This is a genomic window from Streptomyces sp. NBRC 109706, from assembly GCF_000974485.1.
GTDB lineage: Bacteria > Actinomycetota > Actinomycetes > Streptomycetales > Streptomycetaceae > Streptomyces.
The window spans coordinates 38,516-49,924 of sequence record NZ_BBOM01000013.1; the positions used below are offsets into that span (position 1 = coordinate 38,516).

Genomic DNA, 11,409 nt, shown 5'->3' on the forward strand with positions numbered 1-11,409 from the left:
ACCCGCCGGAGGGCCGGTTCAGTCGAGGAGGGCCGTGCGCCAGAGGTCCTGGCGGGCGTCGGCGTAGTCGGCGTCCGCGCGCCAGACGGTGCCGTGACCGTCCCGCCACAGGTCGGTCCAGGGCTGGGCGCCGACGGCCGACCGGTCGCACAGGAAGTCGTGCATGGAGCGGGCGCGCACCCCCAGCAGCGGCACCAGCGCCTGGCGTTCGGCCTCGGTCAGTCCGTAGGAGTCGGCGAAGAGCCGCAGCCGGCGGGCCGCGTCCTGGTCGATGCGGCGGAGGGCCGGGTCGGCGGAGAGCGGGAGGAAGCCGTGGGCGGCGTAGGCCAGGTCCCAGAGCCTGGTGCCGGGCCCGGCGCCGTCCCAGTCGATGAAGGCCCAGCCGGCGCCGCTGTCCTCGGCGCCCTCGGGGACCACCAGGTTCCAGGGCGCGAGGTCGTGGTGGATGATCTGCTCCTCGCCGTCCGGCGGGATCATCCGTCGCCAGCGCGCGTCCGGCGGCGGGGTGAAGTCGGCCGCGGCGTCGTGGAACTCGCGGATCAGTCGGGCGACGCGGGCCAGTCGGGTCGGCGGGTCCAGTTGGGCGAAGCGTTCGGGCCAGACGGTGCTGCCGGGGACGAACGTCAGCACCTCGCGGCCCTGTTCGTCGATGCCCAGGGCCCGTGGGGACGCGGGGTAGCCGACGGCGGCGAGGTGGTCGAGGAGGGCGTGGACGGCGGGGGTCCAGGGGCCGGCGGGGCGGCGGACGGTGTCGCCGATCCGCACCACGCCGCCGCTGACATTGCCGCCGGTCAGGGGCACTTCTTCGGGAACGGAGCGCTGCATGGTCGAGGAGTCTGCCAGTGGGCGGCGGCCTGGCGCACGCACGGGCGTCCCGGCGGTCGGCGATGGCCGGCCGCCGGGACGTGCCGGGGAGGGCAGGAAGCGGAGGAGAGGGGTGGGCAGGCGGGTTCAGTCGGTCAGGGGCACGGTCGTCCGCGCCCCGTCCGGCCAGTGGACGGTGACGGTGTCCGCCGTCGGGAAGGAGACCGAGGGGGCCGGCGGCAGGCCGCCGTCCGGCCCGGTCCGCCCGAGGAAGACCGCGACGGCGTGCAGCGGCCCCGCCCCCCGGTAGGCCGGGGTGGCGCTGTGCCGGCCGAAGGCGTTGGTGCCCTCGGAACGGTGCACGGTGACCTCGCCGTCCGCCGGGTGCAGCGGCAGTACGGCGCTGGTGAGCCCGTCGGCACGGCGCAGCACGCCGCCGTCGTCCCCGGCCGGCGCCGTGTCGTCCGCGAGCGCGTGGCCGCCGACCGACACGGGGTGGTCCCCCTGGGGTTGGGAGACGCGGACCAGCCGCACCTCCCAGGGGCCGCGCGGCACCGATGCGGTGGTGAGCCAGGGGCCGCGCCGCCAGTCGTCGCGGTCGGCCGCCTCGTCGGCCGCCCGGTCGTCCGGCCAGTGCGCGCGGTGCCGCGAGAGGGCGAACGTGTCGGTGAGCGCGAGGCGTTGGAAGGGGCTGCGGTGGGCGGGCACGCCGGCCGCGTCCAGCACGGTGACCTGCCCGTCGAGGCTGCTGCCGAGCCGGGAGTCGCCGTCCCGCTGGTGGTCGTCGCGGCGCCCGCCGGGGGGCGGGGTGGTGCCCAGCTCGGGGCCGGTGTGGGTGGTGTAGGCGTAGCGGGCGTAGAACGGGTCGTCACGTCCCGGGCGTCCCGGCGGGGTGTGGTCGGTGCCGTGGTTGGCGACGCGGACGATCCCGTCGGCCGTCGTGCCGGTGACCAGCCAGCCGGGGGCGGCCATGGCGCGGGTGAAGTCGCCGCTCTCCACCGGAAGCGGCTCCTCGGTCGCGGTCCACACCGGATGGTCGGCGGGCAGCATCAGCCCGGCGAGGCCCTTGCTGGCCCAGTAGGGCGAGGCGGGCCCCGAGTACATCTGCCGGATCGGCTCGAAGCGGCGGTGCCAGCCGAGGGAGAGGATGCCGTCCTCCTCGGTGGCGCCCCGGTCGACGAAGTGGCTGAGCAGTCCGCTGACCGCGCGCCGGGTGCGGCCGGGCGGCAGGGGGCTGGCGTCGAAGAGGGCGCCGGTCCAGAACGGGGCGGCGGCGGCGAACCGGTAGGTGAGGGAGCGGCCCTGGAAGAGCGGCCCGCCGTCGGTGGCGACCAGGTGCTGGGCGTCCTCAAGGAAGGTCCGCAGCCGCGCCCGGTAGCGGTCGAGCAGTCCCGGCTCGGCGTCCGCACCGGAGATCCGGCAGTACCAGAGCGGGTAGAGGTGCATCGCCCAGGCGTTGTAGTAGTCGAAGTTGCGGAACTGGCCGCGCTGGTGGGCGCCGTCCGCGTACCAGCCGCCGCCGGCGTACCAGCCGTCGGTCTCGTGGATGGCGTACGCGATGTCGCCGGCCTGGTGGGGCGCGCCCACGGAGCGGAGGAAGGCGGCGACACAGCCTCGGAACCACACCCAGTTGTTCTCCGGCACCCAGGCGTCGGCGAGTTCGGAGAGCCAGTCGACGGTGCGTTCCTGGACGTCGGCCGGCAGCCGGTCCCAGAGGAGGGCGCGGGTCTCGTGCAGCCCGATGGCCACCGAGGCGGCCTCCACCCTGGCCTGCGGCACCTCGCTGGGCCGTGGCCAGGCATAGGGGTGGTCGGGGTCGGTGCCGGCGGCCAGCCCCTCGGCGTAGGGCGCGAGGAGTTCGGCGGAGCGCGGATCGTCCAGGTTGGCGCCGCCGGTGCGGAAGGCGGCCAGCAGGAAGGTGCGGGCATAGCCTTCGAGTCCGTCGCTGAGCCGGCCGGAGCGGCTGGGCGGTCCCGGCAGGTGGATCAGTGAGTTGCCTGGGGTCGCGTGCGGGCGGACCGCCGCCAGCATCCGGTCGGCGGTGTCCAGCCAGTCCTGGCGGGTCCAGCCGGTGTGCGGGGAGAGCGCCAGATCCTGGTGCTCGTTCGTCACTTGATGCCACCTTCGGTGAGTCCCGCGCGCCAGCGGCGCTGCAGCGGGATGAACAGCAGGATCAGCGGGATGGTCGCCAGCGCGGAGCCGACCACGACCATTCTGGCGTAGTCCGGGTCCTGGCCGACGCCGGTGTTCCAGGTGAAGAGGCCCTGGCCCAGGGTGAAGAGGTCGTTGTTGGTGATCATCACCATCGGCAGGAAGAAGTTGTTCCAGATGGCGATGAACTGGAAGAGGAAGATGGTGAGCGCCCCGGGGCCCATCAGCCGCAGGCCGACGGAGAAGAAGGTGCGCAGTTCGCCGGCGCCGTCGATCCTGGCGGACTCCAGCAGCTCGCCGGGGATGGCGCCCGAGGAGTAGGCGCGCGCCAGATAGACCCCGAAGGGGTTGACCATGACCGGGATCAGCACCGCCCACATGGTGTCGGTCATCCGGATCTCGGACATCAGGAGGTAAAGCGGCACCACGATGGCGGTGTTGGGGATCAGCACGCCGGCGATGACCAGGGCGTACCACTTCTCCCGGCCGCGGAACTCGAACTTGTCGAAGGCGTAGCCGGCCATCACGGACAGCAGGGTGGCCACGGCGGCGCCGCCCAGGGCGTAGATCGCCGTGTTCAGCATCCAACGGCCGTAGAGCCCGCCGTCCCTGGAGAACAGGTCGGTGATGTTGTCCCAGACGTGGAAGCCGGCGGACGGCGCGAAGCCGTTGCTGCTGTACAGGTCGGGCAGGGTCTTGGTGACGCCGAACAACAGCCAGATCAGCGGCATCAGGGTGTACAGCGCGGCCAGGAGACAGATCAGCGTGGCGAAGGAGCGACGCATCCACCAGGCGCGGTCGTTGGTACCCGCGCTACCCACAGTACCCACGGGGTTTACCGGGGCGGTCATCGCAGTGCCCTTCTGTTGGAGAGCTTGGTGACGGTGAAGGACAGCACGCCGGCCAGGACCGCGATCAGCACGGAGACGGTGGCCGCGTAGTGGTAGTCGTTGGACTGGAAGGCGGCCGTGTAGGCCAGCATGTTGGGCGTCCAGGTGGAGTTGACGTCGCTGAGGCCCGAGGACTGGAGGATGAACGGCTCGGTGAAGAGCTGGAGGGAGCCGATCATGGTGAACAGGGTCGCCACCATCACGGCGGGGAAGACCTGCGGCAGCTTCACGCGGAAGGCGATCAGCGCCTCGCTCGCGCCGTCCAGCTTGGCCGCCTCGATGGTGCTGCGGGGGATCGCCTGGAGGGCGACGAAGATCAGCACCACGTTGAAGCCGAGGTTGCTCCAGACTGCGATGTTCACCAGGGAGAACAGCGCGGTGGCGCCGTTGAGGAAGTCGATCTCCACGCCGAAGACGTCGAGTCCGTCGATGACCGGGCTCAGCCCCGGGGTGTAGAGGTAGAGCCAGACGATCGACGCGATCAGGCCCGGCACGATGTGCGGGAGGAAGAGCACCGTCTGGAACGTCCTGCGGAACGCGGTGAGGGCGCTGTCCAGCAGCAGGGCGAAGAGCGAGGCGAACGCGATCAGCAGCGGGACGTAGATCGCGCCGTAGAGCAGCACCCGGCCGACGCCCTGCAGGAACTCCGTGTCGGTGAGCGCGCGGGAGTAGTTGTGGAAGCCGGCGAAGACCTTCTGCGGGCCGTCCCAGCCGATGCCTTCGAAGCGTTCCCTGAAGAAGCTCAGGCCGACGGCGTAGAGGATCGGGCCGACATAGGTGAAGAAGAAGAGGATGAAGAACGGGGCGAGCAGCAGAACCGGGCCGGAGCCGCGCCTGCCGCGCTTGGGGCGGGGAGGTCCGCCGACCCGAGGTGCTCGGGTCGAGGTGAGTGAGGCCATGGGTTGTCCCAGGAGTCGGTCGGATCGGGGCGGGGGTTCACGCGTCGACGGGACGGGTCAGTCGCTGGCGTTGTAGCCGCGTAGCCGCAGCTGGTCGACGGTGCCGTCCTGCCAGTCGCGCAGCGCGGCCTCCAGGCCGCCGGGCCGTCCGACCCGGGAACTGGCCGCGTCACCGAGCCGGGAGAAGCTTTCCGTCATGTCGGGGCCCCACTCCCAGGCGGGGTTGATCTCCTGCGCGGCGGGCGAGGTGACATCCGGCAGGTTCATGCCGTCGACCCACTCGTTGACCGAGCTGACCTCCTCGGCCCAGGTGTCCTGGAGGTTGACGTTGGCCGGGTAGGCCGTGCTGACCGGTGCGGCGGCGGCCACCGCGTCCGGCGAGGTGGACACCCAGCGGGCGAACTCGATGGCCGCGTCCGGGTTGGGCGAGCCCTTGGGCAGGGCCATGGTGGAGCCGCCGAAGTTGCCGGCGGTGGGTTCGTCGCCCCATCGGGGGATCGGCGCCACATCCCAGAGGCCGGCCTGTTCGGGGAGGAAACGGGAGAGGTTGGCCGCCGTCCAGGGCGCGCCGATCATGGTCAGCGACCTGCCGTTCTGCAGGTCGGTGATGTGCTTCTCCGCGTACAGCGCCTCGGCGTTGACCAGCCCGTCGGTGATCATGCCGTCCCAGTACTGGGCCATCCGCACGGTGTCCTCGTCGGTGGTGTTGACCGTCCACTCGCCGGTGGAGGTGTCGAACCACTCGGCCCCGGCCTGCCAGGCGAGGCTGGAGAGGAAGCCCGCGTCGTTGTGGCCGAAGGTGGTGAGGGCCGCGCTCGGCTCCAACTCCTTGACCCGCTCGGCGGTGGTGCGGAACTCGTCCCAGGTGGCGGGCGGTTCCAGGCCGTACTCCTCGAAGAGGTCGGCCCGGTAGTAGAGCACCGTGGGGGCGACGTCCTTGGGCAGCGCGTACACCTCGCTGCCGGTCGGGGAGACCTGCTCCCAGGTCCACTCCGGGTACTGGTCGGCCAGTTCGCCCACTCCGTAGTCCGTGATCGGGCGCAGCAGATCCTGTGTGATAAAGCTGTTGAGCTGCGGATACTCCACGGTCACCACGTCCGGTGCCTTGCCGGCCCGCACCGCGTTGAACATCTTCGAGTACCCACCGTCGCCACCGCCCGGTATCAGCTGGAAGTCGACCTGGATGTCGTCGTGGGTCTCGTTGAACCGGTCCACGATCTGCTGTGAACCGGAGATCCAGGACCAGTAGGTGATGGTGGTCGGCCCCTCGTCCGAGGCGCCGCCCGTGAGCGCACAGGAGGTGAGCAACGCACCTGTGGCGGCGCTGATCAGGATGCTCCGCAACGTTGCACGGCATCGATGAGGAAACACAAACGGCTCCGCTTCCTTGAGTGACCGGATGACATGCACCATGAACCAGGTTCGTTCATGAGTCAAGAGAAGTGTGCAGAAACGTTGATGATCACCTACGAACAACCATTAAGCTCAATGATGGACCGAGAGGGGTTGCCGAGATGCTCGTAGAACAACGGCATGAACTGCTGCTGCGGGAGCTACGTGTCAACGGTGCGGTGCGGGTCGCCGAACTCGCCGCGCGTTTCGAGGTGTCGGCCGGCACCATCAGACGCGACCTGGCGGAGCTGGCCGAGTCGGGACAGCTGACCAAGGTGCGCGGCGGCGCGATACTGCCGGGCGCGCGCACCGAGCCGGCAGACATCCGGCTGGAGTACGGTGCGGAACAGGGGACCAACCGGTCCGGCCAGCCCGACCAACTCGGCGCCGTCGCCGACGGGGCCGACGAGGGCCAGGCCGACCGCACCATCGGGCTGTTGGTGCCCTCGGCGACCTACTACTACCCGAGCGTGGTGGCCGGGGTGCGCACGGTGGCCAACCGGCGGCACGCCCGTATCGTCATCGGGCTGACCGACTACGACCGGCCGCGCGACATCCAGCAGATCGACGAGTTGAGCGCGTCCGGCGCCTCAGGTCTGCTGATCGCCTCGACCGGCGGGCACTATCTGCCGCAGGCCACCCTGGATCATCTGCGGGCCACCGGGCTGCCGTTCGTGCTGTTGGAGCGGCAGCCCGAAGACCCGTACGAGCACTGCGAGTTCGTGATCTCCGACCACCGGATGGGCGCCTTCACCGCGATGCGTCGGCTGCGTCAACTCGGCCACCGTTCCATCGCGCTCTACCTCAACCGCACGCCGACCGCGCCGCTGATCCGCGAGGGGTACGAGCACGCCGTCGAAAGCCTCGGCCTCGACCGGCGGGCGCCCGTGCTGGAGGGCGGCGGCTCGCTCCCCAGCTACCAGACCGGGGCCAAACCCTATGACCCCTTCATCGACCAGCTGTTGGCCACCGGCACCAGGGCGGCGCTGGTGCACTCGGACTACGACGCGATCGAGCTGCTGCAGCGGCTCCGCGCCAGGGGGCTGCACACTCCCGAGGACATGGCGCTGATCGCCTACGACGACGAGATCGCCTCGCTCGCCGAGGTGCCGCTCACAGCGGTGACCCCGGCCAAGCACCAACTGGGCGTGGTGGCCGCCCAGTTGCTGCTCGACCGGATGGACGCCCCGGCGGCGGCCGGCCCCCCGGCGACCCGCCATGTGGTGCTCCACCCGCGCCTCACCATCCGGGACTCCTGCGGAACGGGCGGGGCCGACTCGCCCTGAGACGGGGCCGACCCGTCCTGGGGCGGGACCGACCCGCCCCGAGACGGCGCCAGGGCCGGGACGGCGCCACGGCCGAGGTGTCAGCCGCGTGGATAGCGCGTCAGCCAGACCTTGGCCGAGTCCCCCGGGCCGTGCAGCGCCGGCCCCTGGGTCATCTCCATCGAGAAGTCGTCGGCCAGCTCCAGGATCGCCGCGCGCCCCTCCAACTCGGCCAGCCAGGCGGGCGGGAGGGCCGTCTCGCCGTGCAGGGCGCCCAGCAGGTTGCCGGCGACGGAGCCCGTGGAGTCGGAGTCCCCGCCGTGGTTGACCGCCAACAGCAGGCCATGGCGGATGTCCTGGGCCACCAGCGCGCAGTAGACGCCGATGGCCAGCGCCTCCTCGGCCGTCCACCCCTCCCCCAGCGCGGCGACCCGCTCGGGGCTCGGCAGGCCCTGGCGGACCGCGCCCAGGGCCTGCTTCAGGGCGTCGGTGGTCTCCTCGTGTCCCGGCCTGGTGGCCAGCTGCGCCAGGGCCTTCTGCACGGCGGCGTCCAACTCGTCGCCGCGCACCACCGCGTGCACGATGGCGGCGAAGGCGCCGGCCGCCAGCATGCCGGTCGGGTGGCCATGGGTCTGCGCCGCGCACTCGACGCCGAGCTGGAAGACCAACTGCGGCTCCCAGCCGACCAGCAGGCCGAACGGCGCGGACCGCATCACCGTTCCACAGCCCTTGGAGTTCGGGTTCTTCGGCTGTTCGACGGTGCCCATGGTGGCGTCGGCGAGCCCCGAGAGGCAGGCCCGCCCCGGGGCGCGCTGGCTGTAGAGCCATTCCTGGCGCGCCAACCAGCCGTCGTCCGGCCGGCGTTCGTCGGGGCCCCACTCGTGCTGGGTGCGGTACCAGCGGCGGTGGGCGGCGTGCACATCGGTGGGCGGATGCCAGGCGCCGGTGTCCCGGCGGACATGGGCGCGGATCAGTCCGTCCACGGTGAACAGGGTCATCTGGGTGTCGTCGGTGATGGCGCCGCGCCGCCCGTAGGCCGACACGTAGTCCGTGACGCCGTCGGGGCCGTGCGCCGCGCGTATCGAATCCAGCGAGTCGAACTCCACGCCGGCGCCCAGCGCGTCGCCTATCGCGCCGCCCAGCAGACAGCCGCGCACCCGGCTGCGGAAGTCCTGCTGGTCGGCGCGCCCCCAGAGCGCGCCGCCGACCGGGGCGGTCACTCGACTCCCCCCACCACCGGGAGCAGCTTGGGCAGTTGGCCGTCCGCGGCGAGGGCGGCGGCGACCCGTTCGGCCGGCACCTCGCCGTAGGTGGTGGTGCGCGGCCTGGCCGGGCGGCCGGCCAGCTCGGCGATGGCCGTCAGCTCGGCCACCGAACGGTGCGAGCCGTAGGCCGAGCCGGCCATGCGGGAGATGGTCTCCTCCATCAGGGTTCCCCCCAGATCGTTGGCGCCCGAACGCAGCATCTCCGCCGCGCCCTCGGCACCGAGCTTGACCCAACTGGTCTGGATATTGGTGATGTAGGGGTGGAGCAGCAGCCGCGCCATCGCGGTCACCGCCCGATTGTCGCGCGCGCTGGGCCCCGGGCGGGCGATTCCGGCGAGATAGACCGGGGCGTTGGTGTGGATGAAGGGCAGGGTGACGAACTCGGTGAAGCCGGCGACCCCCTTCTCCTGGTTGGCGCGCTGCATCCCGGCCAGCGTGCGCAGATGCCCCAACCAGTGCCGGGGCTGGTCGACATGGCCGTACATCATGGTGGAGGAGGACCGCAGCCCCAGCTCGTGCGCGGTGCTGATGACCTCGATCCAGGTGTCAGCGGGAAGCTTTCCCTTGGTCAGCACCCAACGCACCTCGTCGTCGAGGATTTCGGCCGCCGTGCCGGGGATGGTGTCGAGCCCGGCCTCCCGGGCGGCGAGCAGCCACTCCCTGATCGACATCCCGGTGCGGGTGGCGCCGTTGACCACCTCCATCGGGGAGAAGGCGTGGATATGCATCCCGGGGACCCGCTCCCGGACGGCGCGCACCAGGTCGAAGTAGGCGGTGCCGGGCAGGTCGGGGTGGATGCCGCCCTGCATGCACACCTCGATGGCGCCGACCTCCCACGCCTGTTGGGCCCGGTCGGCGACCTGGTCCAGGGAGAGGGTGTAGGCGTCGGCGTCGGTGCGGCGCTGGGCGAAGGCGCAGAACCGGCATCCGGTGTAGCAGATGTTGGTGAAGTTGATGTTGCGGGTCACCACATAGGTGACCTCGTCGCCGACCACCGAGCGGCGCAGCTCGTCGGCGACTCCGGTCAGCGCGTCCAGGGCCGGCCCGTCCGCGTGCAGCAGGGCGAGGGCCTGGGCGTCCGTCAGCCGGGTGGGGTCGTCGGCGGCCACCCGCAGCGCGTCGGTGACCTCGTCGTCAAGACGCTCCGGCCGCCGGCGGTCGGGGACGAGTCCCGGGGCGGCCAGCTCGCGGAGTTCGGACCAGTCGCCGTAGACCTCGTCGAAGTCGGCGCGGCGGTCGCCGGTGCGGCCCTCGGTGTCGATGGTGTGGTGGAGATCGACCCGGCCGCCGGCGGTGAGCGGTTCGTCGGGCTCCTGCCAGGGCAGGCCGCGCGGGACGGCGTCCGGGCGGGCCAGGCCCGTCTCGGGATCGGCGAGCGCGGTGACGTGCGGCAGCAGCCTCGGGTCCAGCCAGGGCTCGCCGCGTCGGATGAACTCCGGGTAGATGGTGAGGCGTTCGCGCAGTTCGAAGCCGGCGGCCGCGGTGCGTGCGGCCAGTTCGTCGATCGCCGGCCAGGGGCGTTCCGGGTTGACATGGTCGGGGGTGAGCGGGGAGACGCCGCCCCAGTCGTCGATGCCGGCGCGGATCAGCAGCGCGTACTCCTCGTCGACCAGGTTGGGCGGCGCCTGGATCCTGCCGTCGGGGCCGAGCAGCAGCCTGGCCACCGCGATGGTGGCGGCCAGCTCCTCCAACTCGGCGTCGGGCATGGCGCGCATCGCCGTGTCCGGCTTGGCGCGGAAGTTCTGCACGATGATCTCCTGGACGCCCCGGTAGGTGCGGGCGACCTTGCGCAGCGCGAAGAGGGACTCGGCGCGCTCGGTGTGGTTCTCGCCGATGCCCAGCAGGATCCCGCTGGTGAAGGGGACGCTGGAACGTCCCGCGGCCTCAAGGGAGCGCAGCCGGACGGCCGGCTCCTTGTCGGGGGAGCCGTGGTGCGGGCCGCCGGGCTCGGACCAGAGCCGGGTGGCGGTGGTCTCCAGCATCATCCCCATCGAGGGGGCGACCGGCTTGAGCCGCTGGAAGTCCGTCCAGGTCAGCACGCCCGGGTTGAGGTGCGGCAGCAGCCCGGTCTCCTCCAACACCCGGATGGCCATGGCCCGTACATAGGAGAGGGTGTCGTCGTAGCCGGCGGCGGCCAGCCATTCGCGGGCCTCGGGCCAGCGGTCCTCCGGCCGGTCGCCCAGGGTGAACAGCGCCTCCTTGCAGCCCATGGCCGCGCCGGCCCTGGCGATGTCCAACACCTCGTCGGGGGACAGGAACATGCCGTGCCCGGCGCGCCGCAGCTTGCCCGGAACGGTCACGAACGTGCAGTAGTGGCAACGATCCCGACAGAGTCGCGTGAGCGGAATAAAGACCTTCTTGGAATAGGTGATCACTCCGGGCCGGCCGGCCGCCGCGAGGCCCGCGTCCCGCACCCGCGACGCCGACTGGGCCAGGCGCTCCAGGTCAGCGCCGCGCGCCTGGAGCAGAACGGTCGCCTCCGCCACATCCAGGGCCACCCCGTCCTGGGCCCTCCGCAGCGCTCGCCGCATCGAGTTGGCCGTGGGAACGTGCGCACTTGTCGTCATGCTTCCGAGGATAAGAGGATGCGCCACAGCCCTCCATGAGGCGAAGGGCACATGGCCAGGAGTCGCGCGTCCCGGGAGAATCCTTCTCCCCCGTTGGTCGAGTCCATGCCACACTGCGAGGACTTCGACCACCCGGTCTTTATCGATGCCGGTTCGGGCGGATAGACTCCAACGTT

Annotated in this window: 8 protein-coding genes; 1 reads left to right on the forward strand and 7 read right to left on the reverse strand. The window is 71.5% G+C overall.

The window, feature by feature from the left end:
• Nucleotides 1-18: 18 nt before the first annotated feature.
• From AOM46_RS28825 to AOM46_RS28845, 5 genes are all read right to left on the reverse strand, one after another.
• On the reverse strand, nucleotides 19-825 hold the full coding sequence (locus AOM46_RS28825) for a phosphotransferase enzyme family protein (protein ID WP_062216945.1): 807 nt from the start codon (nucleotides 823-825) through the stop codon (nucleotides 19-21).
• A 126-nt stretch (nucleotides 826-951) separates the two neighbouring features.
• Entirely contained in the window at nucleotides 952-2,916 is a 1,965-nt protein-coding gene (locus AOM46_RS28830; protein ID WP_062216948.1) for a DUF2264 domain-containing protein, read from the reverse strand.
• Entirely contained in the window at nucleotides 2,913-3,740 is an 828-nt protein-coding gene (locus tag AOM46_RS28835; protein WP_062216951.1) for a carbohydrate ABC transporter permease, read from the reverse strand. The genes AOM46_RS28830 and AOM46_RS28835 overlap by 4 nt, the downstream gene beginning before the upstream one ends.
• Nucleotides 3,741-3,802: 62 nt before the next feature.
• Nucleotides 3,803-4,744, reverse strand: coding sequence for a carbohydrate ABC transporter permease (locus AOM46_RS28840; RefSeq protein ID WP_067226695.1), 942 nt, complete (start codon nucleotides 4,742-4,744; stop codon nucleotides 3,803-3,805).
• Nucleotides 4,745-4,801: 57 nt separating this feature from the next.
• Nucleotides 4,802-6,088, reverse strand: coding sequence for an ABC transporter substrate-binding protein (locus AOM46_RS28845; RefSeq protein ID WP_062216955.1), 1,287 nt, complete (start codon nucleotides 6,086-6,088; stop codon nucleotides 4,802-4,804).
• Nucleotides 6,089-6,258: 170 nt separating this feature from the next.
• On the opposite strand from AOM46_RS28845, the gene AOM46_RS28850 reads away from it, so the two are divergent.
• The gene (locus tag AOM46_RS28850; RefSeq protein ID WP_062216958.1) at nucleotides 6,259-7,422 is read left to right on the forward strand and encodes a substrate-binding domain-containing protein; all 1,164 of its coding nucleotides are present in this window, start codon (nucleotides 6,259-6,261) and stop codon (nucleotides 7,420-7,422) included.
• Nucleotides 7,423-7,502: 80 nt separating this feature from the next.
• Here the strand turns inward: AOM46_RS28850 and AOM46_RS28855 are convergent, their stop codons facing one another.
• Both AOM46_RS28855 and AOM46_RS28860 read right to left on the reverse strand, forming a co-directional pair.
• Nucleotides 7,503-8,621, reverse strand: coding sequence for an ADP-ribosylglycohydrolase family protein (locus tag AOM46_RS28855; protein ID WP_062216961.1), 1,119 nt, complete (start codon nucleotides 8,619-8,621; stop codon nucleotides 7,503-7,505).
• Nucleotides 8,618-11,233, reverse strand: coding sequence for a bifunctional FO biosynthesis protein CofGH (locus AOM46_RS28860; protein ID WP_062216966.1), 2,616 nt, complete (start codon nucleotides 11,231-11,233; stop codon nucleotides 8,618-8,620). Before AOM46_RS28860 ends, AOM46_RS28855 begins: the two co-directional genes overlap by 4 nt.
• Between the last annotated feature and the right edge of the window lie 176 nt (nucleotides 11,234-11,409).

What these genes read in the sequence shown, in the direction of transcription:
- AOM46_RS28825 (WP_062216945.1), bottom strand. Translation starts at nt 825, where the DNA reads ATGCAGCGCTCCGTTCCCGAAGAAGTGCCCCTGACCGGCGGCAATGTC.
- AOM46_RS28835 (WP_062216951.1), bottom strand. Translation starts at nt 3,740, where the DNA reads ATGCGTCGCTCCTTCGCCACGCTGATCTGTCTCCTGGCCGCGCTGTAC.
- AOM46_RS28840 (WP_067226695.1), bottom strand. Translation starts at nt 4,744, where the DNA reads ATGGCCTCACTCACCTCGACCCGAGCACCTCGGGTCGGCGGACCTCCC.
- AOM46_RS28850 (WP_062216958.1), top strand. Translation starts at nt 6,259, where the DNA reads ATGCTCGTAGAACAACGGCATGAACTGCTGCTGCGGGAGCTACGTGTC.
- AOM46_RS28860 (WP_062216966.1), bottom strand. Translation starts at nt 11,233, where the DNA reads ATGACGACAAGTGCGCACGTTCCCACGGCCAACTCGATGCGGCGAGCG.